22 protein-coding genes and 1 tRNA gene are annotated in these 25,714 nt (G+C 50.9%); 15 read left to right on the top strand and 8 right to left on the bottom strand.

Features of this window, described 5'->3' with window-relative positions; genetic code table 11:
* Nucleotides 1-130: 130 nt before the first annotated feature.
* Nucleotides 131-613 carry a plastocyanin/azurin family copper-binding protein gene (locus tag ACFMKP_RS19160; protein WP_382294150.1) on the bottom strand — a complete coding sequence of 161 codons (483 nt, stop codon included), beginning with the start codon at nucleotides 611-613 and terminating at the stop codon, nucleotides 131-133.
* 311 nt (nucleotides 614-924) lie between these two features.
* Here ACFMKP_RS19160 and ACFMKP_RS19155 point away from each other — a divergent pair, with 311 nt between their 5' ends.
* The 6 genes from ACFMKP_RS19155 (at nucleotide 925) to ACFMKP_RS19130 (ending at nucleotide 7,004) form a co-directional block, all read left to right on the top strand.
* On the top strand, nucleotides 925-1,902 hold the full coding sequence (locus tag ACFMKP_RS19155; RefSeq protein ID WP_239583658.1) for a MoxR family ATPase: 978 nt from the start codon (nucleotides 925-927) through the stop codon (nucleotides 1,900-1,902).
* 314 nt (nucleotides 1,903-2,216) lie between these two features.
* Nucleotides 2,217-3,104, top strand: coding sequence for a DUF58 domain-containing protein (locus tag ACFMKP_RS19150; RefSeq protein ID WP_110514133.1), 888 nt, complete (start codon nucleotides 2,217-2,219; stop codon nucleotides 3,102-3,104).
* Nucleotides 3,105-3,114: 10 nt separating this feature from the next.
* The gene (locus ACFMKP_RS19145) at nucleotides 3,115-4,035 is read left to right on the top strand and encodes a hypothetical protein (protein WP_382294148.1); all 921 of its coding nucleotides are present in this window, start codon (nucleotides 3,115-3,117) and stop codon (nucleotides 4,033-4,035) included.
* Between the two features lie 220 nt (nucleotides 4,036-4,255).
* Nucleotides 4,256-5,248 (top strand): VWA domain-containing protein, encoded by a 993-nt coding sequence (locus ACFMKP_RS19140; RefSeq protein WP_382294145.1) that lies wholly within the window; start codon nucleotides 4,256-4,258, stop codon nucleotides 5,246-5,248.
* Nucleotides 5,248-6,261, top strand: coding sequence for a VWA domain-containing protein (locus ACFMKP_RS19135; RefSeq protein WP_382294143.1), 1,014 nt, complete (start codon nucleotides 5,248-5,250; stop codon nucleotides 6,259-6,261). The genes ACFMKP_RS19140 and ACFMKP_RS19135 overlap by 1 nt, the downstream gene beginning before the upstream one ends.
* The gene (locus ACFMKP_RS19130; RefSeq protein WP_382294141.1) at nucleotides 6,258-7,004 is read left to right on the top strand and encodes a tetratricopeptide repeat protein; all 747 of its coding nucleotides are present in this window, start codon (nucleotides 6,258-6,260) and stop codon (nucleotides 7,002-7,004) included. Before ACFMKP_RS19135 ends, ACFMKP_RS19130 begins: the two co-directional genes overlap by 4 nt.
* Before the next feature lie 3 nt (nucleotides 7,005-7,007).
* Here the strand turns inward: ACFMKP_RS19130 and ACFMKP_RS19125 are convergent, their stop codons facing one another.
* Nucleotides 7,008-7,589 (bottom strand): AhpC/TSA family protein, encoded by a 582-nt coding sequence (locus tag ACFMKP_RS19125; protein ID WP_382294139.1) that lies wholly within the window; start codon nucleotides 7,587-7,589, stop codon nucleotides 7,008-7,010.
* A gap of 203 nt (nucleotides 7,590-7,792) precedes the next feature.
* On the opposite strand from ACFMKP_RS19125, the gene ACFMKP_RS19120 reads away from it, so the two are divergent.
* The 3 genes from ACFMKP_RS19120 (at nucleotide 7,793) to ACFMKP_RS19110 (ending at nucleotide 11,330) form a co-directional block, all read left to right on the top strand.
* Nucleotides 7,793-8,275, top strand: a complete 483-nt coding sequence (locus tag ACFMKP_RS19120; RefSeq protein WP_382294138.1) for a DUF2306 domain-containing protein — start codon at nucleotides 7,793-7,795, stop codon at nucleotides 8,273-8,275.
* A gap of 110 nt (nucleotides 8,276-8,385) precedes the next feature.
* Nucleotides 8,386-9,939 (top strand): histidine kinase, encoded by a 1,554-nt coding sequence (locus ACFMKP_RS19115; protein WP_382294136.1) that lies wholly within the window; start codon nucleotides 8,386-8,388, stop codon nucleotides 9,937-9,939.
* A 512-nt stretch (nucleotides 9,940-10,451) separates the two neighbouring features.
* Nucleotides 10,452-11,330, top strand: coding sequence for a YitT family protein (locus ACFMKP_RS19110; protein ID WP_382294134.1), 879 nt, complete (start codon nucleotides 10,452-10,454; stop codon nucleotides 11,328-11,330).
* Between the two features lie 30 nt (nucleotides 11,331-11,360).
* Here the strand turns inward: ACFMKP_RS19110 and ACFMKP_RS19105 are convergent.
* Nucleotides 11,361-11,436, bottom strand: a tRNA-Thr gene (locus ACFMKP_RS19105).
* Nucleotides 11,437-12,091: 655 nt separating this feature from the next.
* On the opposite strand from ACFMKP_RS19105, the gene ACFMKP_RS19100 reads away from it, so the two are divergent.
* Complete coding sequence (locus ACFMKP_RS19100) at nucleotides 12,092-12,772, top strand: deoxynucleoside kinase (RefSeq protein WP_204753400.1); 681 nt, start codon at nucleotides 12,092-12,094, stop codon at nucleotides 12,770-12,772.
* 33 nt (nucleotides 12,773-12,805) lie between these two features.
* Here ACFMKP_RS19100 and ACFMKP_RS19095 read toward each other — a convergent pair whose 3' ends face one another.
* The 5 genes from ACFMKP_RS19095 to ACFMKP_RS19075 all read right to left on the bottom strand — a co-directional run bounded on the left by ACFMKP_RS19095 (nucleotide 12,806) and on the right by ACFMKP_RS19075 (nucleotide 18,141).
* Complete coding sequence (locus ACFMKP_RS19095) at nucleotides 12,806-13,906, bottom strand: sensor histidine kinase (RefSeq protein ID WP_382294131.1); 1,101 nt, start codon at nucleotides 13,904-13,906, stop codon at nucleotides 12,806-12,808.
* Between the two features lie 90 nt (nucleotides 13,907-13,996).
* Entirely contained in the window at nucleotides 13,997-14,377 is a 381-nt protein-coding gene (locus ACFMKP_RS19090) for a hypothetical protein (RefSeq protein ID WP_382294129.1), read from the bottom strand.
* Between the two features lie 53 nt (nucleotides 14,378-14,430).
* Nucleotides 14,431-16,854, bottom strand: coding sequence for an endonuclease MutS2 (locus ACFMKP_RS19085; RefSeq protein WP_382294171.1), 2,424 nt, complete (start codon nucleotides 16,852-16,854; stop codon nucleotides 14,431-14,433).
* Nucleotides 16,855-16,896: 42 nt separating this feature from the next.
* Entirely contained in the window at nucleotides 16,897-17,454 is a 558-nt protein-coding gene (locus tag ACFMKP_RS19080) for a CvpA family protein (RefSeq protein ID WP_382294127.1), read from the bottom strand.
* A gap of 129 nt (nucleotides 17,455-17,583) precedes the next feature.
* Nucleotides 17,584-18,141: an RNA 2'-phosphotransferase gene (locus ACFMKP_RS19075; RefSeq protein ID WP_382294125.1), complete on the bottom strand. Its 558-nt coding sequence runs from the start codon at nucleotides 18,139-18,141 to the stop codon at nucleotides 17,584-17,586.
* A gap of 226 nt (nucleotides 18,142-18,367) precedes the next feature.
* On the opposite strand from ACFMKP_RS19075, the gene ACFMKP_RS19070 reads away from it, so the two are divergent.
* The 5 genes from ACFMKP_RS19070 to ACFMKP_RS19050 all read left to right on the top strand — a co-directional run bounded on the left by ACFMKP_RS19070 (nucleotide 18,368) and on the right by ACFMKP_RS19050 (nucleotide 25,659).
* Complete coding sequence (locus tag ACFMKP_RS19070; RefSeq protein WP_382294123.1) at nucleotides 18,368-19,264, top strand: hypothetical protein; 897 nt, start codon at nucleotides 18,368-18,370, stop codon at nucleotides 19,262-19,264.
* Nucleotides 19,264-20,562, top strand: coding sequence for a fumarylacetoacetase (gene fahA, locus ACFMKP_RS19065; protein ID WP_382294121.1), 1,299 nt, complete (start codon nucleotides 19,264-19,266; stop codon nucleotides 20,560-20,562). Before ACFMKP_RS19070 ends, fahA begins: the two co-directional genes overlap by 1 nt.
* A 657-nt stretch (nucleotides 20,563-21,219) precedes the next feature.
* Nucleotides 21,220-21,936, top strand: coding sequence for a dolichyl-phosphate beta-glucosyltransferase (locus tag ACFMKP_RS19060; RefSeq protein ID WP_110514117.1), 717 nt, complete (start codon nucleotides 21,220-21,222; stop codon nucleotides 21,934-21,936).
* A 103-nt stretch (nucleotides 21,937-22,039) separates the two neighbouring features.
* Nucleotides 22,040-22,576: a bifunctional pyr operon transcriptional regulator/uracil phosphoribosyltransferase PyrR gene (gene pyrR, locus ACFMKP_RS19055; protein ID WP_054535825.1), complete on the top strand. Its 537-nt coding sequence runs from the start codon at nucleotides 22,040-22,042 to the stop codon at nucleotides 22,574-22,576.
* Entirely contained in the window at nucleotides 22,576-25,659 is a 3,084-nt protein-coding gene (locus tag ACFMKP_RS19050; protein ID WP_382294118.1) for an AAA family ATPase, read from the top strand. Before pyrR ends, ACFMKP_RS19050 begins: the two co-directional genes overlap by 1 nt.
* Nucleotides 25,660-25,714: the final 55 nt, after the last annotated feature.

Below are 25,714 nucleotides of genomic sequence, written 5' to 3'. Positions count from 1 at the left end.
TAGGGTAGTAGCCAATTGTTAAGTGTTGGTCATATCGAGGTTAAGAATCGGCAAAATGCCTGTTGTTGATTAAACACGCAACGCCCATGGAGTTCCATGGGCGTTGCGAGCTACGAGGCTGGCTCGTTGCTTATTTGACGGTCAATGTACCCTTCATGCCAGCGGTGTAGTGGGCAGGATAGGTACAGATAAAGCTATAGGTACCTGGTTGCAGGCTGACGGTAAAGGTATCGCTTGCGCCAGTTGCAATCGTTTTGCTATGGCCCAACGATTTGTCGGCTGGTGGCAAGAAATCAGGAGCTGAAGCCATTGAGGCATCAACGGCTGGTTGTTCGTCGCCAGCTTTAACAATGACCACGTTGTGGGCCAAAGCGCCTGGGTTATTGAAGGTGACGGTTACTTCGCCAGCAGCTGCTTCAACTGCGGTAGTTTTATAGGCCAAGGTGCCACCATCGGCAGCATCGATCGTAATTGCTGAGCTACCGCCCCCGGTGCTTGGTGCGCTGGTTGCAGCGCCGTTATTTGTAGTTGGGGCTGGAGTTGCTTTTTCTTCGCCACAAGCGGCTAAAGTCAGTGAAACGACGAGCAAGAGTGCAAAACTCAACTTCTTCACAGAAGCATCCTTTCAAGTGTTATCATTAAAACAACCGTTGGCGTTATAGCAACGGCTGGAAGGCTCACATTGAGTATACCATCCCCCATGGGGCTGGGTATCAGGTATTAACCTGATTGTCTAAAGAAGCACAAGGATTTGCTAATTTTCTAGCTTGGGTTAAGCTTGCGCAGCTTCATCGTTTCTTCATAGCTTAACTATGGTGAGAATTGGCTTAAACGCAGCTAAAAAAGCAGGTTTTTGGCCCAAGGTTATGGTATTATCCACAACAGAAAGCTTGGGCTACCCGTTGTTGACGTGCGAGGTTCACCTTGGAAACAAATAGTAGCGATGTACGCCGCGCAGGCGAGGCCTTACAAAGCCTGGTTGGCGAAGTAGGAAAAATTGTTGTGGGGCAGCGGGCCTTAGCTGAACGCATCTTGATTGGTTTGTTGGCCAATGGTCACTTATTAATTGAAGGTGTGCCAGGATTGGCCAAAACCTTGATGGTTAAAAGTATGGCCGAAGGGATTCATGCCCAATTTGAACGGATTCAGTTTACCCCCGATTTGCTGCCTGGCGACTTGATTGGGACTCAAATTTACAATCAACGCACTGGTGATTTTTCGATTAAAAAAGGGCCAATTTTTACCAACTTTTTGCTGGCCGACGAAATTAACCGTGCGCCAGCTAAAGTGCAAAGCGCGTTGCTCGAAGCCATGCAAGAGCGCCAAGTGACGATTGGCTCGGATACTTTTAAATTGCCGCACCCTTATTTGGTGATGGCAACCCAAAACCCAATCGAAAATGATGGAACCTACCCCTTGCCCGAAGCGCAAGTCGACCGTTTTATGCTCAAAGTTGTGGTCGATTACCCTACCCGCGAAGAAGAATACGAAATTCTCAATCGCATGACTGGGGCCAGCACGCCCAAAATGAGCACAACCATGACGATCGAAGAGCTTGATAACGCGCGCAAGATTTTCCATCAAATTTATATTGACGATCGGGTCAAGCATTATATTTTGGATTTGGTGTTTGCTACCCGTAAGCCAGAGCAATATGGCTTGGCGCAAATTAAGCCCTACATCGAATTTGGCGCATCGCCACGGGCAACCATCTTTATGACCTTGGCCGCTAAAGGTGCAGCCTTCTTGCAAGGCCGCGCGTATGTTACGCCAGATGATGTTAAGCATATGGCCTTGGATGTGTTGCGCCACCGCTTGATTGCAACCTACGAAGCTGAAGCAGAAAATATTACCTCGGAAAACTTGGTTGCCCAAATTCTCAATCGGGTACGCGTTCCGTAGAGCATAGAACATAGAACATAGAGCATAGGGTTCAGGATTCAGTTTTTAACGCAGAGGCGCAGAGCAAGGAAGAATTATGAAGGATAAAGGATGAAAGCCAGATTGCAAATTAAAATGCGTCGGGTAGAGATCCATAATCCTAATAATCGGTGCTCATCTGTGGCCAAAAACGGAAGTTTCATGCCCTTTGCGTTCTTCGCGGTTTCAAACTTCGTGTCCTTCGTGGATCAAATTTATATGGATATGGTCGTGAACTAGCTGCTGGGTAAGCCAAACTGGCCCCCGACTCCTAGCCCCCGACCCCAACAACACTTATGAATTTACAAGAACTCATGCGCCAAGTGCGCTTCATTGAATTGAAAACGACCAAGTTGGTAACTGGTGTGTTTGCTGGCATGTATATGAGCAGCTTCAAGGGGCGTGGCGTTGAGTTCGATGAAATTCGCGAATACGAACCTGGCGATGATGTCCGCGCGATCGATTGGAATGTGACCGCGCGCACAGGCCGTCCGTTTATCAAACGCTTTGTTGAAGAGCGCGAGATGACCGTGATGTTGCTGGTTGATATGAGCGCTTCAGCAGATTTCGGTACCACCCGCAAACTCAAACGTGAGCTTGAAGCAGAATTGTGCGCAACCTTGGCCTTTTCGGCGGTGCGCAACAACGATCGCGTGGGCATGCTGTTGTTTACCGAAGAAGTTGAGCGGTTTGTGCCACCGCGCAAAGGCCGTAACCATGTGATGCAAATTGTGCGCTCGCTGCTTACCATCGATCCCAAGCATCGCGGCACCAATATCACTAAAGCCCTGGATTACCTGAATAATGTGGTCGAAGGCAAAGCCTTGGTGTTTATCATCTCGGATTTTCGTTCGTTGGACAATTGGATTCGCCCGTTGCGGATTACTGCTCGTCGCCATGATGTAGTGGCGGTTCGGGTTGAAGATCCACGCGAACGCAAATTGCCCAAAGTTGGCTTGGTACGCTTGCAAGATGCAGAAACCGGCCAAGAGTTGGTTGTCGATTTGCGTAACGAAAAATTACGCACGATGTTTGAACAACAAGCAGAAGCCCAGCATCAAAGCCATGTGGCCGAGCTGCGCGCGCTTGGCGTTGATCATATGAGTTTACAAACCGATGGACGCTATGCTGATTCATTGCAAAGCTTCTTTAATCGGCGGATGAAACGCCGTGAACGCGGCTAGAGGAACAGCTATGGCAAAATTGTGGTGGCTATTAGGATTAAGTTGTTTGCTCTTGATTGCGCCGGTCGCAGCCGCCGAGCCAGCCGTAGCCGTGCGTGCCCAACTCAATCGCACCAAGATTACGGTTGGCGATTTGGTCGAGTACGAATTGCAAGTGACCACGCCCAACGGCTTTAAAAGCGAACTTCCAGCGATGCCAACCAAAATGTTTGGCGAATGGGAAGTGCGTGAGTGTGCGCCCTTGGATGAAACAACAGTCGCCGAGGGGCTACGCCAAGGCTGGCGCTGTCAATTAACCAACTGGGATGTGGGCATTCATGCCTTTCCAACTCAATTGGTCAAAATAACCAACCCCGATGGAAGCACTGGCCGCGCCAATACACAGCCTGTCAGCGTCGAAGTGGCTTCGGTGCTTGATGAAAATGCCCAAGATATTAAACCATTGAAACCACAATTGATTATGAATGAACAAGCAAATTATTTGTTGATCATCGGGCTTTCGTTGTTAGCAGTGTTGGTTGCTGGCTTTGCAGTGTGGGCCATTAACTACTTCCGCAAACATCGCCCAGTGCCAGTGCCAGCCGCCGTCCCGCAACCAGTCCGCGATCCATTTGGCATCGCCATGACCGAGCTTGAGCGAATTCGCGGCTTAGGCTTGATCGATCAAGGCCGAATTGTTGAACATTATGCCTTGATTGCCGATGTGCTGCGAACCTTCATTACCGATCGTTTCTCGGTACCAGCGCTTGAGCGAACCACGAATGAAGTGCGTTTGGCGCTCTCGCACCCAAGCATGCAACAACGTCGCGATCAATTATTGATTTTGTTGGCTGAATCCGATGGCGTGAAATTTGCCCGCCAATTGCCAAACCCAATCGAAGCCCACGCCATGATCGATAATGCCCGCCAAGCAATTTTGGCAACACGCTGATATAAAATCAAAAGTCAGAAGTCAAAGGGCAAAATTGGATCGTATCTTCGATTAAGTGCTCGCATTGTTCGGTTTTGAATTTAGATTTGTACTTTTACTCAATTCAGAAGGCTAAGGGTACAAAATAATGAATTTGCTGATTTAGCATCGAGAATTTGTTTCATCATCGTTGATTATTTTGACTTTTGATTTTTGCCTTCTGATTTTACTTGAGTTGCTTATGACATTTGCTTATCCATTGTTATTTTGGTTGTTGCCGATTGTGCCGATTGTGTGGTGGGCCATGTATCGCCGCAGTCGGGGCGAAGTCGTAACCATGCGTTTCTCCGATTTGGGGATGTTGCGCGGGGTCAAGCCATCGTGGCGCATTCGCATGCGGCCAGTCCTGATTTCGCTGCGTGCTGCGGCGCTGGGCTTGTTGGTCGTCGTCTTGTCGCGACCACAATATGCCCAAAGCTCCGAGCGGGTTATACGCGAAGGGATTGATATTCAGCTGGCTTTGGATATTTCGCTAAGTATGAAAGCTGGCGATTTCGACCCCAAAGATCGGATTACCGTAGCCAAAGAAGTAATTGCTGAGTTTATCAAGGGTCGTAAAGATGACCGGATTGGCTTGGTGGTTTTTTCGGGTAATGCCTTTACCCAAGTTCCATTGACGCTTGATTATGACTTTTTGCAAAATTTGTTGAGCCAAGTGCAAACAGTGCGCCGCCCAGACGGAACAGCGATTGGCACGGCCTTGGCCCACTCAGTCAATGGCTTGCGCAACAGCACCACCAAAAGTAAAGTCGTGATTTTGCTAACTGACGGCTCAAGTAATCGTGGCGATATTGAGCCAGCTCAAGCTGCCGAAATTGCGCGGGCCTTGGATGTGCGGGTGTACACGATTTTGGTGGGCAAACCAGGCGGCGGCGAGTATCCCGTCCATGATGCGTGGCGCGATGAAACCTACCTGATTCCTGCGCCAACCGCCGAAGATGAAGTGGCGCTGCGCGACATTGCTGAACAAACCGGCGGCATTTTCTTTCGCGCTGGCGACGAGCAAGGCTTACGCGATGTCTACGACACAATCGATAAAATGGAACGCTCGCAAGTTGCCAGCGAAAAATTGGTGCGCTACACCGAGGCTTGGCAACCATGGGCCGCAGGCGCACTGTTGCTCTTGATGATTGAAATTTTGCTACGCAATACGATCCTACGGAGTATTGGCTAATGGCACTTGTTCCTGCAAATTTGTGGCTCTTATTAGTCTTGTTGCCCTTGGCTGGCGTGTTTTGGCTTGCTCGCCGCGCCGAAGAGCGCGATCGGGCGGCGCTGGGTGATCCTGGGCTGATTGCCTCGTTGCTTTCGATGCTGCCACAGCGCCAGCGCCGCATTCGCATGGCCTTGCAACTGAGCGCTGTTGGCTTAATTATTGTGGCCTTAGCGCGCCCAGTGTGGGGCAGCGGCGACGAAACGCTCAAGCGCAGCGGCTTGCAAGTGCTGATTTTACTCGATGGCTCACGCAGTATGGCCGCGCAAGATGTTCGGCCCTCGCGAATCGATGCCAGCAAACGAATTGTGCTCGCAATGCTTGATCGCTTAGATGGCAATCAGGTGGGCATGCTGATGTTCGGTTCATCAAGTTATGTGCAATTTCCCTTGACCAGCGACCTTGCAGCGGCGCGATCCTTGGTCGAGCCAATCAACCCACGCGGGCTTTCGCTTGGTGGCACTGATGTTGAAGAAGTCATCACCGAAGGCTTGCGATCGTTTCCAATTGGCCAAGTCGAAGGCCGCACGATGATTTTAATTACCGATGGTGGCGACTCCGATCCACAAGCTGATGGCGAGGCGGTTGCTGCCGCTCGAGAAGCCGCCAAAATGGGCCTGACGATTCATACAATTGGTATGGCCACCGAGGCTGGCGGCCAGATTCCAGTCTATGATGAACTTGGCAATATTAGCTATGTCGAAGATCAAGGCCAACGGGTGATTAGCAAGCTCAACCAGCCGTTGCTTGAGCAAATTGCCTCGGCGACTGGGGGAACTTACTTCGACGGCAGTTCGTTAGATCTCGACAAGTTGCAAACAGCGCTCGAACAAAGCGCACCTGTCGATATGGCCGATCAAACCAGACGGATTTATAGCGAGCGGTTTTATCTTTTCGCAGGGCTAGCGTTTATTTTATTGATTATTGATGTTTATATTGGGCGCTTGGATCAAGGAAAGGTGGCTACAGCATGAAACGAACACCAGCAATTGTGAGCACGGGCTTGCTGTTAGTAGCCCTCACTGGTTGTGGCGCACCGTCTGCCGCCGATATGAATGCAGAGGGCAACGCACTCTACGAGCAGGGTGTTTATGGCCAAGCGCTCAATCAATACAAAGAAGCAGCCTTGATGGCTCCTGATCGGCCAGAGCCGCATGTTAATTTGGGCAATACGCGCTATCAAATGGGCGATTATTTAGGCGCGGTCGAAGCTCCAAATGCAGCCTTACAAACTGCTGACCCAGCCACCCAAGCGATTATCTATTACAACCAAGGCAATGCCCATTTTCGGCTTGAGGAGCTTGACGAGGCGATTGATGCCTATAAAAAAACCCTGCGCATCAACCCCGATGATCTTGATGCCAAATATAATCTGGAGCTAGCCCAAAAAATTCAAGAGCAGCAGCAACAGCAGCAACAACAAGCGCAGAATCCGCAAGATCCCAATCAGCCGCAGCCACAGGATGGCCAGCAAGATCCCAATCAGCCGCCCCAGAATGGCCAAGAACCACCTGAGCAAGAGCCTGGCGGCGGTCAACAACCACCAGAACGACCTGAAGCGCCGCCATCAAGCATCAGCCCTGATGAAGCTGAGCGCCAGTTAGACCAATTGAAACGCAGCGAAGATCGCAATCGTGAGGATCTTTACGATAATTATGCGGTTGGCGCAGATGGTCAGCCCACCGATAACCAAGGTGGAGATGACGAAGGCTGGTAGGATCTAGGCCAATTGGCGAGCCAGCGTGGGTGCAATATCTTCGCTGGCATAAAAACGCTGTTGGCTATATTCCAACACACTTTGCCACGCTGGGTAGCGATAGATGGGATCGGCCACGTGAATATAACTTGGGGCGGTTGCGCGAGCTTTGATCAAGGCGTGACCGCCATATTGGGTCAATGATTGGCCCTGCCCACCCCCAACCCAATGTCCCTGCAAAAATTGCCAAGCCTGATGCAACATCACCTGTGGGCTGGCCACGCGATACAAACTCCCCTCACCAAAGCCAGTTGCCCGATAAATCTGGCGCTCAGGATCGCTATAAATTGGAATTGGCAAGCGATAGAGCCGCGCAAAGGCTTGGGCTGCTGCTGGCTCAGCCATCGTAATTACTGCCAAATTAATATCCAACATGCGAAACGCCGTGGTGTACTCATACAAATCAAGCAAATTGCTGCGACACACCGCGCAGCCTGGATGGCGCAAAAAAACCAAGAGCGCCGCTTGATCGCGCCATAATGAGCCAAACGGTAAACTCTGGTTATACATATCGCGAATTGCAATCAGGGGCAGGGCTGTATCCATCGCTAGGTTCCTCGTGGAGTAAAAGCGAGCACTAGGCATACGATAGCATTGCCCGACACACAATAGTAGGCAACATTATGGTTAACTTCGGCTAGTTCTTTTGATCTAGTTTAGCTGTAACACTTAGTACTGATGGCCTAACCCGCGCACATTGCTAAACTTCTGGTATTGAAATGTTAGTTCTTTACTGGTGAGGTGTGGCAATGTTTCTGGTTTTGCATATTATTGGAGCACTGGTGGCGCTGGGCACGGGCTTGGCAGCCTATCGCTGGCAAAATGGCACAAAAATTCACCGCTGGATTGGCAAAGGCTATTTGCTTGGCTGGGTCACGTTATTTAGCACTGGCATTATTATTAGCCGCCAAGGCATTACTGCGCCAGACGTACTCAATGGCTTGGGCATGGCTTCTGCGGCCTTCGCCTATGGCGTAATCTTCTTTCGCAAACGCTTGGGGCGGCGCTGGTTGCGCTTGCACTATCAATGGATGAGCCAATCGTATGCCTTTGTGTGTGTCGCAACCCTCAACCAATTAATTGCCCGCATGGGGATTGAAATTACCTTTTTGATCTTTGCGGCTGAGGTTTCCTTGCCATTCTTTATCTTGCCGTATGTGGGCAAAAAGCTTGATCAACGCTATGGCTTTGCGTCCAAGCCCAACCCATTGGGCAATACTGCCAGCAATTAGGCTCAACCATTGAGTGCATTGCAAGCCCCTCGCCTATGCTATGGGCTAGGGGTTGGGCTGGGCAAGAATGCTATAGTATTGAGGCCGATTTAGCCGAGTAGATGGTTTTTATGATGCTCCCGGAATCAACCACAACTGAACAACAAACCCAGCAAGATCGGATTCACGGCCAGAGTTTATCGTGGTCGGGAATTATCGCAGGGCTGGTGGCCTGTATCGTGCCGCTGATCATTGGGGTCAGCAATGGCAGCCTGTATGGTTGGCACTTAGCAGTGTATATTGCCGCAGGCAGCTGTTATTTTTTACTCAAACGGGTTTTCTGGGCCGAAACCGCGTTTTGTTTGCGCATGCGGCGCTATCCACAATTGTTAATTAGCGTAGTTTTTGGCCTTGCAGCCTTAATGCAATTAATCAGCGGCGATTTTACGACCCAACCAATTGCCTTTATGGTACCAATGGTGTTTATTGCCGGAACCTACCCATTGCCCAAAACCCTGGTGATTGCAGGCTTTATTTCTATTTTGATGAGTGTCTGTTTTATTTTAGCGGGCTTGCCACTCAATAGTATGGGCTTCTCTGGCTTATCGAGCCAGATTGTTTTGCTCTTATTTGTCACCTTGTTTGGCTATGTGACCAATCAATCGGTCTTGACCCGCCACCAAGTTGAGCAACTAGCCCAAGAATTGGCCCAAGAACGTGATTATTTACGTCAACTCAGCGCCAGCACCGCTGCGTTATCGAGCGAAGTAGAACTAAGTCGGGTTTTAGCCCAAGTGGCCGAGGCAGGCCGCACCCTCGCTAATGCTCAAGCGGTAACAGTTGCGTTGCGCGAAGATCACGAATGGAGGATCGCGACCAGCATTGGCAGCCCCGAACCAAACCAACATAGCCTCGAAATAGCGCTGCATGCCAAGGGCGAAGTAATTGGGCGTTTGACCTGCTGGAGTGCTGAGCCAGCCAATTTAGCCTTGCGCCAAGCGCTTCAGCCATTTGCCGATGCAGCTGCGTTGGCAATTTATAATGCTCAGCTTTACGAACAAGCCCGCTTCTCGGCCACCCTCGCCGAACGCAACCGCCTCGCGCGCGATTTTCACGATACGCTAGCCCAGCAATTAACTGGCTTGCGTTTGCAAATTGAGGCTGGCATGCGCAACCTGCATCAGCCAGAAAAAGCCCAAATTCGCTTGCAAAAAGCCTACGATTTGGCCTTGGCAGCCTTGCACGATTTGCGCCGCAGCGTCTGGAATTTATCTGCGCCAGCGATTGATGGGCGGGTACTCAACGATGTGCTGGCCGAATTGGTGGATACTTTTCATCAGCGCACCAATATTCAAAGCCAATATAGCCACGATGGGCAGGAGCTTAACTTGCCCAGCGAGATGGCGATTCAGGTGCTGCGGGTGGTCAATGAGGCGCTGAGTAATGTTGAGAAGCATGCGCAAGCCCAGCATGTGGCAATTCGCTCAACAGTTGCTGCGGGCCAATTGCAAATTACGGTCAGCGATGATGGCCAAGGCTTTGAACTGGCCACGGTTCAGCAAACCGCTAGCGGGGGTTTTGGCCTCACCAGCATGCGCGAACGCACGCAGCTAATCCATGGCACACTCTCGATTCAAAGCCAGCCAACCGCTGGCACGCTGTTGACCTTGTGTTTGCCGTTGTAAATCTTGGGGATCGGGGCCAAGGATTTGGTTTAACCACGAAGAGCGCGAAGATTCACGAAGCTTTTTAGCCACGAATTGTACGAATTACACAAAAGTTTGTTTTTTAGCCACAAATTGGCACAGATGCTTAAGATTATGTTCTCTTTTATTTTTGCCTTCTGATTTTGCTTTCATCCCTCATCCTTCATCCTTGCTCTTTGCTCTCTGTTCTTTTTGACTTTTGACTTCTGACTTTTGACTTTTGTTTTCATCCCTCATAATTCATCCTTCATCCTTGTTCTATGCTCTCTGCTCTATGTTCTTTTTTGATTTTGGACTTCTGACTTCTGACTTTTGATAATTCATCCTTCATCCTTTCCATGCTGAGGACTAATGGTATAGGGCTATGGGTTGGAAAATTAATAGTTTCGCGGTAGGATAGCGACATCAACAGCTACCCTGATAGCGAGTCATTGATGCGCCACCTAATTGAGGTGGTCTTTTTGGTTGGTTATCAGCATCTTGAGGGGTTTATGCACCGTTTAGCTATTCGCCGCGAACAAATTCCCGGCATTCTGCGTGATTATTTGGTGATGACGATTGGTACATTGTGTATCGCGCTCGCCTTGAATATATTTCTCGAACCAAACAATGTAATTTTTGGTGGGGTCACAGGGATTGCGGCCATGCTCAAAACCTTGTTTGGCCTGCCAATCGGGATAACCTCGTTGGCGCTCAACATTCCACTGTTTATTATCGGCTTGAAGCGCTTGGGCGGCTTTGTTTTTGGCATGCGTACCGTCTTCGCGACGGTTATGCTTTCAGTCTTTATTGATTTGACGGCCAATCGAGTAGGTCAGTTTGTGCAGCGCGAGCCGTTGCTCTATATCGCGTATGGAGCTGTACTGAGCGGCATCGGCACAGGCTTGGTGTTGCGGGTTGGCGGCACAACTGGCGGGGTGGATATTGTTGCCCGCTTGTTGCAACAATGGCGTGGCATTCGGCCAGGCCAATCGATGTTGATTGCCAGCGTCGTAGTTTTCGGCGCAGCAGGCTGGATTTATGGCGCAACGCCAGTGCTGTATGCCTTGTTGCTGGCCTTTATCGAAACCCGCGTGATCGATATTGTGTTGGAAGGCTTTAGCGATGGCCGTTCAGCCTTGATTGTTTCTAATAAACCAGAAGCGATTCGCGATGCAGTGTTGCATGATCTTGATCGGGGCGTGACTATGCTCGAAGGGCGGGGCGGCTATAGTGGCGAAGAACGAGCGGTGTTGATGTGTGTGATCAGCCAAGCAGAAATTGCAATTCTCAAAAAACTGATTTACAACATCGATCCACGGGCGTTTGTGGTGATGACTGAAGCAGTCGAAGTCTTGGGCGAAGGTTTCAGGCCCGCCAAGGCCGAATAAAAAAATCACCCGCCGAAGCGAGTGATTGTATGGAGCCGATGACGAGACTTGAACTCGTGACCTACTATTTACGAAACAGTTGCTCTGCCAACTGAGCTACATCGGCTGATGTGCGCTGAAAATTATAGCAGTGCCCATCAGCCTTGTCAAATAGCATACGAGGGATCAGAGGTTAGGGGTCAGGGGTCAGTCACATAGCATACTATTTGAACCACGAAGCCTGAAACCGCGAAGGATACGAAGGCTATAGGCTATAGGCTATCGGGAATTATTGACGTACCACAAAATAGTCCGATAGCCTATAGCCCTCAGCCAATAGCCACCCATCCTCTGCGCCTCTGCGTTAAAAGCTCTATGTTCTATGCTCTTTGTGTACTGATTCATCAGGTTAACCACCGCCTGATCCCCTCACCCCAACCCCTCTCCCACGGCGCGGGCGAGGGGCTTTAAACGCGTGGTTCTCCCGCAATTCTTCATTCAAAACGGTGGCTCCCCCTCGCCCGCGTTCAGTGGGCGAGGGGGTTGGGGGGTGAGGAGACATGGTTGCCAACCCAATGAGCTAGTACATCTATGCTCTATGTTCTATGTTCTATGTTCTATGCTCTGTGTTCTATGCTCTGTGTTCTTTTCTGACTTCTGACTTTTGATTTCATTCCTCATCCTTCATAATTCATCCTTTTGATTTTTGACTTTTGATTTCTGACTTTATAATGGACTGGTTGCAGAACAACAATTCGCATGTGAACAAGGATTGAAGCACAATGGGACATACATTTTTCGGCCAGCATTTGTATTTGAGCGTCGCTGGCAATATTGGGGTGGGCAAAAGTACCCTCGTCGAGACGTTAGCTGGTGCGTTTGGCTGGCAGCCCTACTACGAATTTGTGGCCGATCATCCCTATCTCGATGATTTTTATGCAGATAAACATCGCTGGGGCTTTCATTCGCAAATGTGGTTTTTGGCTCAGCGCTTCGAGCAACAACGCGAAATCGCCGATACGCCGATCTCACTAATTCAGGATCGCTCGATCTACGAGGATTACGAGGTGTTTGCCAAGGGTTTGTTGGAGCAGGGCATTATGAGCCATCGCGATTTTCGCAGCTATCGCAAGCTCTACCAAGCGCTCATCCAATCGACCACGCCGCCAACCTTGATGGTTTATTTGCGCGGCTCGGTGCCAACGCTTTTGGAGCGCATCAAAAAACGTGCGCGGCCAAGCGAGATGAATATTAGCGCCGATTATTTGAGCCATTTGAACAATCGCTACGATGAATGGTTGCGGCGTTTTGAATTATGTCCAGTGCTGACGATTGAAACCGACGACTTGGATGTGGTCAATCGCGATGATCATCGCCAGCAAGTGATTGAGATTATTGGTCAGGCAGTTGGTCGGCGCAGCAATTTCCAATATCGTTTGCCAATCGAAGGCGACAAAGAATAAGCTAAATAGCCCAAGTCGCGCATCGGCTTGGGCTTAATGCTGCCCTTCAACCCGCAAGGTAATTGTTGTGCCCTGTTGCGGAACCGATTGTAATTCGAAGTTGCCACGATACAGTTCGGCTTGGGTCGCCAGCGCCGCTAAACTTGAATAATGCTGATCGTTGCGCAATTGCTCAGGATCAAAACCAACGCCATCATCACGCACCTGCAAAACCACAACCGCCTCATCGCCATATAATTCAACATTTAAATGCTGAGCTTGGGCATGTTCGCGCACATTGCTGAGCAATTCTTGGGCGGCACGCCAAACATAGGCCGTCGCAGTTGGCGAGAGCACAGGCAAATGGCCATCACATGTGAAATTGATGTTCAAATTGCCTTCGGTTTTGAGGGTGCGCAATTCGGCGGCCAAGGCTTCGGGCAAGGTACGTTGGGCCAATGGCAGGCCGCCAACCGAGCGCAAACTGCGGTGCATTTGTTGGCGCAGTTGATCGATTGCCGTCGCATCAGGCGCTTCGCGCAGGCTGTGCAATTGCTGAATCGTTTGTTGGTAGCTTTTGGTTAGCTCTTTGACGCGCGATTCGCTGAGATTAAAGGCTTCACTATGCAGCAAATCGCGACGCGTGCGCCATTCGTTATGCGCTGCAGCCCATGTGCCAAGCGCAGCCGTTACTGCTTGAAAAATAAAGACTGGCAAGGCATCGCGCCACGCCAAACGCCCAAACAGCACAGCAGCATCGGCAATCAACATTGCAATTAGGGCCATTGCGCCGCCACTATAGCTCCACCAACGCCCAGCAGCAACCAAGAGCGGAATATAGGCCAAAGCCCATAAACTGCCGCGTTGCAAGGCATCGGCGGGAGTCAGCCACAACAAAGCCGTCACATGTACCAAATCGGTGAGCAATAAACTGGGGATGTAGAGCCAGCTCAACCAACGCCGCGCCTGCGGCAACAGCAAAAGCCCAATCAAAATTCCGCTAACGATGATTAACGGCGAAACAGGCCGCTCACCAAGCCAATAGAGTAGCAATGCACCACCAACCGAGAGCACCAATTGCACCCCAAAGTATGTTCGTAACCCACGCATCACCCGCCGATGGCGCTGGCGTAACCACGTTGCCGAATACATCATGCCGTCTTGGCCCCACACTAGATTTGGCTGAAAACCACAATCGCTAGCTTGCAGAGATCATACCAAAAAAGTGCTTCTTTGGCAGCACGATTAACGCGCTTCGGTCGAAATCATTCGCCATTGTTGCCAAAGCAATAATCCAACTATCCCGCTGATTTGGCGTAACCATGGCCATGGCAAGCCAATTGCGCTTATGTTGATAAAAAGCAGCGTTCCCATAATGCCAATGACAATGCTCAGCACAATCAACAATCCATCGATGACCAAGCGGCGGCGATAAAAACTTTGGGTGCGCAGCCAGCCAATCAGGATTGTATAGCCAGCCAATAGTCCGCCAATCCAAAGCCAATCGGTCAGCAGCAAACGCTGATAGTTTTCCCAAACGCTCCAGCCAGCATTGAGCAAACTAAGCCATAACAGGTGTTGATTAATGCTTTGGTAGCTATCTCGGTCGAAGGGCACAATATACATAGCATGGTTCCTAAAATAGCAACAGGGCTGAGCATACTCAACCCTGTTAGTAGTTAACGAGTGGACATTTTGGCAATCGTTACGCCATCGCCACCTTCGCCTTGGCTACCGCTATTGTACGATTCGACCAAAGGATGACGTTTGAGCAGCGTTCGCACGACTTGGCGCAAGGCTCCAGTTCCCTTGCCATGCACCAAACGCACTTCCGAAAGATTGGCCAAATAGGCATCGTTGAGATAGTGATCGAGCTGATTTTCCACATCTGAGGCACGCCAACCACGCATATCAAGCTGCATCGAAACATTTGGTGGCGGTGGTGGAGTATTGATCATGCGCTGAGCAGGCATATATTTTTGCACCGCTTGGGTTGGGGCAGTGCCAGCTTTTTCTAAACGCAACTCGCGTAAATCGACCCGCAGCCGAAAACCACCCAACTGCACTTCGGCTTCGCTGGCCTCTTCATCCAAATCCAAGACCACGCCCGAAAGCTTAACGCTGCTCACAAAGACTTGATCGCCAACTTGGATGGTGCGAGGAGCAGGGGCAATTGCAACTTTGGGAACAACCGGAGGTTTGGCTTTGGGTGGAGTAGGAGCCTGAGGAACCCGTTCACTAACCCGACTAAGGCGTTGTTCAGCCTGTTCCATCCATTGGCGGCTAACCGAAACTGAGCGAAATTCATCACGTAAACGGCGTAATTCGGCGCGCACTTCGCGCAATTCTTCGTCAAGTTGGCGTTGGTAACTGGCTAATTGCTGTTCGCGATCTTGTTCAAACTCGTACAATTCACGGCTTAAGCGATCGCGGACTAACTCTGCATCTTCGCGCAATTCCAAGGCGCGGGCGGCTTCGGTTTCAGCGGTTGAGCGTTCACGATGAATCGCGGCCAGCAAATCTTCAACTTGGACATTATCGCGGCTAATCGTAGCCCGAGCGCGTTCGATTAGATCGCGTTTAAGCCCCAAGCGTTCAGCAATTGCCAAGGCATTCGAGCGGCCTGGTAAGCCAATTGAAAGCCGATAGGTGGGCGATAAGGTTTCAACATCAAACTCAACCGAGGCATTTTCAACTCCATCGGTGCTATAGGCAAAGGCCTTGAGTTCAGCATAGTGGCTGGTTGCCATCGCCAGACAGCCAACATTCAGCAAGCGTTCGATAATTGCCCGCGCCAAGGCTGCGCCTTCGACCGGATCCGTCCCAGCACCCAATTCATCAAACAACACCAACGAATCAGGAGTTACCCGATCTAGGATTTGAATGATGTTAGTCATGTGGGAGGAGAAGGTGGAGAGGCTTTGTTCGATGCTTTGTTCATCGCCGATATCGGCAAATATTTTGCCAAAAATGGGTAAGCGCGAGCCTTGATGAGCTGGAATGTGCATGCCTGCTTGAGCCATTAAGGACATCAAACCGACGGTTTTGAGCGCAACGGTTTTACCACCAGTATTTGGGCCGGTGATAATAATCATTTGGGTGGGGCCGCCCAACCAAACATCGGTTGGCACAACCAGATCTTGGTTGAGCAACGGATGGCGCGCTTTTAACAACGAAACTGTTGATTCTGGATGCAAATCATCGGCAGGGGCTGGCGCATTAATTAATGGCTGGCTCGCACGCAGGCTAATGCTATATTTGGCTTTGGCAAAGGCTAAATCTAATTCAGCGGTTGCCTCTACCCCAATAATTATCGGCATGCCTTCGCTGGCAATTTTGCCCGAAAGCGCCGCCAGAATGCGCTGAATCTCTTCGCGTTCGGCCAATTGCAACTCGCGCCATTGGTTATTTAATTCAACGGTGGCCAATGGCTCGATATACAAGGTTGCGCCAGATGATGATTGATCGTGGACAATCCCACGCAGGGCGCGGCGTTGCGGAGCCTTGACTGGCACAACATAGCGGCCATCACGGACGGTAATAATTGGCTCTTGCAACACATCGGCATATTGCGATGAATTGATAATCGCCTGCAAACGTTCTTGCAAACGATTAAATGCCACCCGAATAGCGCTGCGCAAACGGCCCAATTCAGCAGAAGCACTATCTAAAACTTCGCCATCGGGGCCAATTGTGCGTTCAATTTCGTGCTCAAGCGTGGCCAAATTTGGCAGTTGCTCGGCTAAGGGATGCAACGGAACAAAATCAGGATGATTGCGTAAAACTTGGCCACGCAAGCGGCGCATTGCCGCCAAGGTGGAGGCAATCTCTTGCACCCGACTCGCCTCAAGAATCCCACCACGACGAGCATGTTCTACCGCAGGGCGAACATCGCGAGCACCGCCAATTGAGACATCGGCAAACGATTCAATTAAAGCACGGGCGGCACTGGTACGAATTTGCGCCTGGAGAATCCACTGCCCATCGGTTGATGGATGGAGTTGCGCAACCAACTCACGGCTTGCACTAAACGCAGCATGACGTGCAAGCTGATCACGAACTTTATCAAATTCAAGGGTTTGGAGTACAACTTCTGATATCATCACGAAACTTCTTCTATTGCAAGTGCAACAAGCACCGCCCGATTACCGTTGAATACTACGGAATAATGCATCGGCACTCTCTGGCATAATTGGACTAATCGGTGCATAAATCAGCGGCAAGATAATATTTAAAAATACATCTTTTAAAACTGATGCCCTAGTGCTCGCCTGCAAAAATTCCATCGCTGGGTAATCGAGGATTGCTGCTACATTTGTTGTAAATAAATACCGCAACATCATTGCAAAAATACTGGCGATCATTGCCCCAAGAATTAACCCAAGGAATGAACCAATCACCTTATCGATAAATTGGGCTTTGCCGCCCACCTTAAGATACCGAAAGGTATAACTTGCAACGGCAAGCAGAATAAAAAACAAAACGAACAACAAAGTCAAAAATGATAACATTTCCAGAATTTGGAATGGTGTTGTCGAATTTTTGCTTATAAATGAGGCTAATGGCCGAAAATAGAGTGATGAAAGCACAATCGTCAGGTAAAAGACGATAATCGCAATCCCCACCTTTAACATGCCTTGAAAAAACCCGTAAAAAAGCCCAATCACAACGAATAGCAGCAAGAGAATGTCTACAAATGGCATGAGCAAGTCCCTTATCTACCCACGCAGAACCAAAACATCCGGGGAAATCCTTTGATGTTGCTGGATCATGGGTGGCCAAAGCGCGATGGGCGTATTATAGCATAGCCCGATCTGCCGCTTCAGAAGCGCCTAACGAGCCTCACTCGCTTGCTCCAGGTAGGCTGGATCAATGGCAGTGGTAAGCCAAACGCCATTGTCGCTGCAAAAAAATGCTTGCCCAGCATTGAAGAGTTCTGCGGCCTTGACAATCAAAAGCACTGCTTGGCCATGGCGTGCGCCAACCTGCAAAGCAGTTGCCTGATCGAGCGAAAGATGCACATGCTGACGTTGCATAGGCCGCAGCCCAGTTTGCAAAATCGTGGCTAGGTTGTGCTTGGCCGTGCCGTGATAGAGCCTTGCTGGTGGTTGTTGGGCCACAAGCCCGAGATCGACCGTCACCGTATGGCCTTGATGGGCGCGAATTTTTTGGCCACTTTCGTCGAAGCCAAAGCGTTGTTTGTTGTTTTGAGCCACAACCTGCTCAAGCTCGGCTTTGGTAATGGCAAAATTATTGGCTTCACAGGCCGCTAATAAGGCATCGACCGCAACCCAACCACCGTGTTCAAGGGTCAAGCCCAACCGCTCTGGCTGATGGCGTAGATGTTTACTCAGATATTTGCTCACCCGAACTAATCGACGTTCATCCATTGCAGGTTTGGCTCCTTTGCACCACGCGCTTGTTTGCCGCTTGAATTTTAGGGCTAGCTTTATTTGACCATAACTTTAGGCTTTTGACATCAGTCTCTGGATTTAGACCGCGCCTCGGTTTTGCGATGGAAATTGATCAGCCTATTTGCCCCTAATCCTCAATTCACGTACACTTGCAGTATGAGCGTGTATCGTATGTCCCACAATGACGTGGAGGATTTTGGCTATGTCACCGATTTGGGAACCACTGTTGACGGGCTTAATCGATTATGCTGGGCTTTTTCCGCCAGCAGCTTTAAGCATGCATCAAGCCACCAGCAACTATGCCACGTATCGTTCTAGCAACCAACACGGCTATCTAGCGCGTTTTATTTTGCCCTATAGCCGGCTTGCAGAATGGCAGGCCAGCCTTGGCAGCAAACCAAGCCAGCCTTGGCCGATCAGCCTCTTGGTCAACGATCCAGCCCAACTTGCTAAAATTCCGGCGCTCAACCAACATTACCAAGGCTGGTTGGTGATTGATAGTGCCGAAATCAAGGCCGACCGCCTCGAACAGATTGCAGCAATTCATGCAGCGCAGCCCGCTAATGTTACGGTCTTCGTTGAAATTCCTCACGATCCCGACCCAAGCAGCTTAATTGCTGCCCTGCGCAGCACTGGGCTACGCGCCAAATTACGCACTGGTGGCATCACCGCCGCTGCTTTTCCTGAGCCAGAGCACATTTTGCGCTTTTTACATGCCTGCATCAGCAATGGCGTGGCCTACAAAGCAACCGCTGGCTTGCATCACCCGTTGCGCGGCGAATACCGCCTAACCTATGCAACGGATAGCGATCAGGGCTGGATGTATGGCTATCTTAATCTTTTGTTAGCGAGCGCCTTACTGCAAACAGAGGCCGCTCATCACGATGTGCTTGCCGCCTTGGTTGAGCATGATCCAAGTGCAATCAAGTTTAGTCAACAAACAATCGATTGGCGCAATTGGCAGTTTGAAGCTGATGATGTCCAAGCAGTGCGTCAGAGTGGGCTGATTGCCTTTGGTTCGTGCTCATTTGAAGAGCCAATTAACGAATTTGCCAGTTTTAGCGAGCAGCCAGCCTTGGCCTATGGAGCAAGCAATTAATGTTAAACGAAACCCATGATCCAGCGTTGCGCAGTTGGGTAGCGAGCGCCAACCAAGCTGGAGCCGATTTTCCGATTCAAAATTTACCGTTTGGCGTGTTTCGCCGCCAATCCAGCAACGAACAATGGCGCATTGGCGTGGCAATCGGCAGCGAAATTCTCGATTTGAGCCAAGCTGCTGAGCATTTTAGCGATTTAGATCACGCGACGTTAGCTGCCTGTCGGGCCAGCAATCTGAATCAATTAATGAGCTTAACGCCTGCGGTTTGGCATAGCATTCGCCTACAATTAAGCCGCATGTTGCGCCAAGGTTCGGGTTTGCAAGCAGCGTTGGAGCCGTTGTTGCTGGCTCAAGCAGAGGCCGAGTTGTCCTTGCCAGCAGCAATTGGCGATTTCACCGATTTTTATGCCTCGATTTTTCATGCCACCAACATTGGCTCAATGTTCCGCCCCGACAATCCGCTGTTGCCCAATTATAAATATGTGCCGATTGGCTACCATGGCCGGGCTTCGTCGATTCGGGTCAGTGGCACGCAGGTCAAACGCCCACACGGCCAAACCAAAGCTCCCGATGCAACAGTGCCAAGTTTTGGGCCATGTCGCTTGCTCGATTATGAGCTAGAGTTGGGCTTTTGGGTCGGCCAAGGCAACCAACTTGGCCAACCAATCAAGATTGAGCAGGCCGAAGATCATGTTTTTGGGGTTTGCTTGCTCAACGATTGGTCGGCACGTGATATTCAAGCTTGGGAATATCAGCCACTTGGGCCGTTTTTGGCCAAAAATTTCATCAGCAGCATCTCGCCATGGGTCGTGACCCTCGAAGCGCTTGCGCCCTATCGCTGCCCCGCCTTCGAGCGCCCAGCCGACGATCCGGCTCCGTTAGCCTATTTGGATAGCCCAGCCAATCGCAGCACTGGCGGCCTTGATGTGGTGCTTGAAGTAAGCCTACAAACTGCCACCATGCGCGCGGCTGGCCAAGCCGCCGAGGTGCTGAGCCTTGGCAATTTCCGCGATATGTATTGGACATTTGGCCAAATGCTGACCCATCACGCCAGCAATGGCTGCAATCTTCAGCCTGGCGATTTATTGGGCAGTGGCACAATTTCCGGCCCAAGCAAAGACTCACGTGGCTGTTTGATGGAATTAACGTGGCGTGGGCAGGAGCCAATTCACCTTAGCAACGGCGAGGAACGGCGTTTCTTGCAAGCTGGCGACGAGCTGATTATCCGTGGTTGGTGTGGCACCACCGATGGCCTGAAAATTGGCTTTGGCGAGTGTCGCGGCATCGTTTTAGATTAAGAACATCGAACAGAGAGCATAGAACATAAACTTGGCGCTATTTAACGCAGAGGCGCAGAGCATATGAGGCGATGGGCTGTAGGCTATTGGCTATTGGTAGATGAGGCTAACCACCGCCTGATCCCCTCACCCCAACCCCTCTCCCGTGGCGCGGGCGAGGGGCTTTAACTCCATGGTTCTCTCCCAATTCCTTGGTAAAAAACGATCGGCTCCCCCTCGCCCGCGTTTTCGTGGGAGAGGGGGCTGGGGGGTGAGGGAACCTGGTTGCCAATCCGATGTACCATTACAGCTATTGGCTAGCGGAGCATCTGTTGGCATTTCAAACAATCCAATAGTCCTCAGCCGCTAGCCTTCATTTCGTCGATTAATCTCATTTCTATATTCTATGTTCTTTTTGACTTTTGATTTTTGCCTTCTGCCCTTATCATTGTTCTTTGCTCTCTGTTCTTCATCCTTCATAATTCATCCTTTCTAGGATTCATGCTTCATCCTTTCTAGGATTGACACCGCCTAGACTGCCAACTATAATCGAGCAGTCCTTTAAATGCGGTCCGGCGAGGCTGCGAAGGCGTGTAGCTCAATAGCAATTTTTGCGCATTTTCGCTCATGCCCTAGGTCGGATCGTCGGCTTGGGGTTTGTTGTTTCTCCGAGGTTGTATGGCACATACCGACTACTCCGTTGATATCGTGATTCCGGTATTGAATGAAGAGCAGCAGCTCGAGCAAAGCGTCTTGGCGCTGCGTGATTTTTTGCAGGCTTCATGCCCGTATCGTTGGCGAATTGTGGTCGCCGATAATGGCTCGACTGATCGCACGCCCCAGATTTGCCACGATTTGCGCAGCCGCTTTCCTGGCGAGGTCGATTTTGAACGCTTGGAGCAACGGGGCCGCGGGCGGGCCTTGCGCACCGCGTGGCTCAAAAGCAATGCTGATGTGCTTTGTTATATGGATGTTGATCTTTCGACCAACCTCCGTGCCTTGCCGCCGCTGCTGGCAGCATTAATTCATAGCGATTATAGCCTTGGCACTGGCTCGCGCTTGATGCACGGGGCGATTGTAACCCGTCAATGGAAGCGCGAAATGATCTCACGCGCCTACAATTTCTTGATTCGCTTGCTCTTTTGGCATCGTTTTCGTGATGCCCAATGTGGCTTCAAAGCCATTACCCGCCAAGCAGCCCAAGAACTCATCCCAACGGTGCGCGATAACGAATGGTTTTTTGATACTGAACTCTTGCTCAAAGCAGAAAAACGGGGCTATCGCATTTTTGAAGTGCCAGTTGAATGGATTGAAGATTTGGGCACGACGGTCAAAATTGTTAAAACTGCATGGCAAGATATTAAAGGCTTGGTGCGGGTTCGCTTGGGTGGCTAACTCATTCATTAGCCCTAGGTCGCTGTGCGGTAGCGTTCGCACCAAATCGGGGCTACAATAGATGGTACGCGACGGATCAGATTTGGTTGGCAGGAGCAGATCGATGACACCCAAACAGTTGATGAATGATGAGGAAATTCGCCGCGCCCTCAAACGCATCGCCCATGAAATTGTCGAACGCAATGCAGGAGCAAGTTTGGTTTCCTTGGTCGGGATTCATCGGCGGGGTGTGCCATTGGCGCGCCGCCTAGCCGCCATGATCGCCGAAACCGAACATGTGCAAGTGCCAGTTGGCGAGCTAGATATTGGCCTCTACCGCGACGATTTACATTCGCGTGGGCCAGCCCCAATCTTAGGCCGCACGATTTTGCCTGAACTAGGCAAACGGGTCGTGGTTTTGGTCGACGATGTGCTCTACACCGGACGCACCATCCGCGCCGCATTAAACGAATTGAGCGATTGGGGTCGACCAAGCGCCATCCAACTGGCAGTGCTGGTTGATCGCGGCCACCGCGAGTTGCCAATTCGCGCCGATTTTGTGGGCAAAAATATTCCCACCGCCAAAAATGAGCGGGTTGATGTGCAACTCAGTGAAATTGATTCAGCCCAAGATAGTGTTGTAATTGTGCAGGAGGACTGATGGGGCGAAGCGGGCAAGCACGACGACGGCGACGGACATCACGCTTTTTGGAGCACGTTGGGTCACGGCGCAAACGAGCAGCGGTGGCACCATTGCAATTAGATGGCCGCGCAGAAACCGCTGCATTGTTGGCGACCCTTGATGAACTTGCACCATTGTTAGATGAGCAGAGAATTATGGTCGAAGATGAAGAACTAGCCAATTTATTAAGCCGCTGTACCATCGATCTGCGCGCCCGCGCCGAACGCGATGAGTTGCGTCCGGCCTTTTTGCGCGAAGAAGATTTGCTGGCGGTTCAGCAATTATTAACCTCGATGGATCATGTCAATCCGATTATTTTGGGCAAGGCGCGTTCGGGCAAAACCGCCTTGGTGCATGAATTGGTGCGCCGGTTGGTCAAAACGCCGCAAGATATGCCCGAAAAACTACGCGATTTACCGATGTACGAGATGACTCCTGCTTCGTTGTTGGCTGGCTTGCAATTTGGCGAGGGCTGGCGCGCCAATCTCTCGACCTTGTTTGGAAAATTGGCTGAGCAAGGCGCGGTGTTGCTGTTTATTCGCGATATTCACGCGGCGGTCGGGGCTGGGGTCAAACGTGGCGATGATGATGATGATGATTTGGCCGCCGCGCTTGAATCGAATTTACACAATGGCAAATTGAAAATTATCGCCGAAGCGCGGCCCGATCGTTGGCAGGCAATCGCTGCCGATCGCGAATCGTTCGCCGATTTGTTTACCTCAATTCATTTGGCGATTCCCAAACCAGAGCAAGTGGCCGAAATTGTGCAGCATGTGGCCGAGCGCCATCGCCAGCGCGCTACTATTGAGCCAGCCAGCCAAGCCACCGCAATTGATATTGCTGGCCGCTTTATTCTCAACCAAGCTTTTCCTGGCAAGGCAATTGAATTGCTGGAAGATTCGCTGTTGTTGGCAGAACGCCAGCAGGAGCCAGAAGTGTTGCCGCGCCATGTGGTTGAATGTTTTGGCAATCGCACTGGCCTCACCAAATTATTGCTCGATGAAAATGAGCGCTTCGATGAAATTGCCCTGCGCCGTTCGTTCAGCGAACGCGTGCTTGGCCAAGATCCCTCGGTCATCGCCATGGTGCAAAAGTTGGCCTTGCTCAAAGCGCGGCTGCACGATCCGGCGCGACCAATGGGCGTGTATTTCTTCCTTGGGCCAACTGGCGTGGGCAAAACCGAGCTAGCCAAAACCTTGGCCTCGACCTTGTTTGGCAGCGAAGAGCGGTTTGTGCGCTTCAATATGGCCGATTACAGCGGCGAATACGATTTTGCCCAATTATTTGGCCGCACCTGGGGCGATAGCGATGCAGAACGCCGTGGTAAGCTGACCATGGCGCTGATCAATTTGCCTTTTGCGGTGCTATTGCTTGATGAATTCGAAAAAGCCCATCGCTCAATTTTCAATCGCTTTTTGCAATTGTTCGATGAAGGTATTTTGGTCAATGCGATGGGCGAGGAAATCAACCTGCGCAATACGATCATCATTATGACCAGCAACTTTGGCGCGACGATTGTGCAAGGCGAAACTTGGGGTTTTGCTGCCCGCGAAGGCATCGAAGCAGTTGAACGGCGGGTTTTGCGCGAAACTGAAGAATTTTTCTCGCCCGAGTTTATCAATCGGCTTGATGGCGTAATTTTCTTCAAGCCACTTTCGCAGAGCGATATGCGCAAAATTGCCGCCCGCGAAATGCGCAAATTATTCGAACGCGAAGGCTTGGTGCGGCGCAACGTGCAGGTTGAGCTTGACGACGCTGTGCTCGATATTTTGCTCAAACATGGCTACAGCATTCGCTATGGCGCGCGCTATCTGAAGCGCCAAATCGAAAAGATGGTCACCTATCCCTTGGCCTCGGCTTTGCTGACCCGCCCAGAACAAACCAATGGCTTGTTGCGCTTGTACGTTGCCCGCGAGCAAATTAAGGCTTCGTGGGTAGCGAATGATGATGATGAGCCGCTATTGCCCTCGCCCGAGGAGCAAGCGCTGCAATTGCCCCAAACCGTCGAAGAAGCGGCGCTATTTATCGAGCAATTGCACAAGCGACTGAATCATCTGATCGCGCAATTGAATGTGGTCGAAGCGCGCGAACGCCAAACCGAGCTGATGGACGAAATGTCCAGCCCCAGCTTTTGGGATGATCACGATCAAGCGCAGTTTTTGCTGGCTGAGTTGAGCAATGTGGCACGGCGCGTTGGCCGTTGCGACGATCTGCGGCGCTTGTACCACGATGCAGATCAACTTTTGCAACGCATTCGCGAGCGCAACGAACGCCGTTTGTTCCCCGAACTGATGCGCATGGCCAAACGCCTCGAACGCGAGTTGCGCTTTGCCGAGCTAGAAATGTTGTTCAGCAACCCAGAAGATTGGCACGATGCCTATATCGTTTTGGAGAGCGACCAAGCTGGCTTGCGCTGGGTACGCAACTTGGCCAATGCCTACTTGGAATGGTCGCTGGGCAAGCGCTTTGAAGCCAAGGTCATTGATGAAACGCCAGCAGAAGATAATCTGATTCGGGTGACCTTGCAGGTTAGCGGCTCAGGAGCGTTTGGCTTATTGCGCAGCGAAGCAGGCACGCATCGAATTGCCGAAACTGGCGGCGAGCCACGGCTCAAAACGGTCACCCAAGTGCAAATTACAGTTTTGCCAGTGCCAACCGAAGATACGCCAGCCCCAGCGAGCAGCGAAATCGAAACGACTGTCAACAATACTCGCGCCGATGGCTACTTTTTGCGTAAGCTGCGGGTAACTGGGCGAGCGTTACATCGCTATAGTGGCACGGCGGCCTTTGCCTGCGCAGGCAGCGAGCGGGCAGTGCGCGAACTCTTGCACAGCCTGCTTTTAGCCCGCTTGGCCATGAAAAAGCTCGATGATTTTATTCAGCCAAGCGACGATGCTTGGGGTTCGGTGGTGCGCAGCTACCACTTGGGCAAACGCTCAACCATCAAAGACCCGCGCACCGAAACCGTGCATACAAATCCCAAAGCCGCCCTTGCAGGCGAGCTTGACATCTTTATTGAAGCGGCGTTACGCTGGCGAGCAGCATTGCCAGCCCGTCGCTAAATCGTCAAGGCGCTTAGGCCACAACCTAAGCGCTTTTGATTAATATGCAACTTGC

It is taken from the genome of Herpetosiphon sp. NSE202, assembly GCF_042688385.1.
Lineage (GTDB): Bacteria > Chloroflexota > Chloroflexia > Chloroflexales > Herpetosiphonaceae > Herpetosiphon.
The sequence above is the reverse complement of the archived record's forward strand: the minus strand, read 5'-3'. Positions and strand labels throughout refer to the sequence as shown.

Excerpts from the sequence above, each read along its gene's own strand:
- ACFMKP_RS19145 (WP_382294148.1), top strand. The coding sequence starts at position 3,115 with ATGGCAAAATTGTGGTGGCTATTAGGATTAAGTTGTTTGCTCTTGATT.
- ACFMKP_RS19090 (WP_382294129.1), bottom strand. The coding sequence starts at position 14,377 with ATGTATATTGTGCCCTTCGACCGAGATAGCTACCAAAGCATTAATCAA.
- ACFMKP_RS19115 (WP_382294136.1), top strand. The coding sequence starts at position 8,386 with ATGATGCTCCCGGAATCAACCACAACTGAACAACAAACCCAGCAAGAT.
- ACFMKP_RS19070 (WP_382294123.1), top strand. The coding sequence starts at position 18,368 with ATGTCACCGATTTGGGAACCACTGTTGACGGGCTTAATCGATTATGCT.
- ACFMKP_RS19080 (WP_382294127.1), bottom strand. The coding sequence starts at position 17,454 with ATGCCATTTGTAGACATTCTCTTGCTGCTATTCGTTGTGATTGGGCTT.
- ACFMKP_RS19050 (WP_382294118.1), top strand. The coding sequence starts at position 22,576 with ATGGGGCGAAGCGGGCAAGCACGACGACGGCGACGGACATCACGCTTT.
- ACFMKP_RS19130 (WP_382294141.1), top strand. The coding sequence starts at position 6,258 with ATGAAACGAACACCAGCAATTGTGAGCACGGGCTTGCTGTTAGTAGCC.
- ACFMKP_RS19060 (WP_110514117.1), top strand. The coding sequence starts at position 21,220 with ATGGCACATACCGACTACTCCGTTGATATCGTGATTCCGGTATTGAAT.
- ACFMKP_RS19120 (WP_382294138.1), top strand. The coding sequence starts at position 7,793 with ATGTTTCTGGTTTTGCATATTATTGGAGCACTGGTGGCGCTGGGCACG.
- pyrR (WP_054535825.1), top strand. The coding sequence starts at position 22,040 with ATGACACCCAAACAGTTGATGAATGATGAGGAAATTCGCCGCGCCCTC.
- ACFMKP_RS19075 (WP_382294125.1), bottom strand. The coding sequence starts at position 18,141 with ATGGATGAACGTCGATTAGTTCGGGTGAGCAAATATCTGAGTAAACAT.
- ACFMKP_RS19135 (WP_382294143.1), top strand. The coding sequence starts at position 5,248 with ATGGCACTTGTTCCTGCAAATTTGTGGCTCTTATTAGTCTTGTTGCCC.
- ACFMKP_RS19140 (WP_382294145.1), top strand. The coding sequence starts at position 4,256 with ATGACATTTGCTTATCCATTGTTATTTTGGTTGTTGCCGATTGTGCCG.
- fahA (WP_382294121.1), top strand. The coding sequence starts at position 19,264 with ATGTTAAACGAAACCCATGATCCAGCGTTGCGCAGTTGGGTAGCGAGC.
- ACFMKP_RS19095 (WP_382294131.1), bottom strand. The coding sequence starts at position 13,906 with ATGATGTATTCGGCAACGTGGTTACGCCAGCGCCATCGGCGGGTGATG.
- ACFMKP_RS19125 (WP_382294139.1), bottom strand. The coding sequence starts at position 7,589 with ATGGATACAGCCCTGCCCCTGATTGCAATTCGCGATATGTATAACCAG.
- ACFMKP_RS19110 (WP_382294134.1), top strand. The coding sequence starts at position 10,452 with ATGCACCGTTTAGCTATTCGCCGCGAACAAATTCCCGGCATTCTGCGT.
- ACFMKP_RS19150 (WP_110514133.1), top strand. The coding sequence starts at position 2,217 with ATGAATTTACAAGAACTCATGCGCCAAGTGCGCTTCATTGAATTGAAA.
- ACFMKP_RS19085 (WP_382294171.1), bottom strand. The coding sequence starts at position 16,854 with ATGATATCAGAAGTTGTACTCCAAACCCTTGAATTTGATAAAGTTCGT.
- ACFMKP_RS19100 (WP_204753400.1), top strand. The coding sequence starts at position 12,092 with ATGGGACATACATTTTTCGGCCAGCATTTGTATTTGAGCGTCGCTGGC.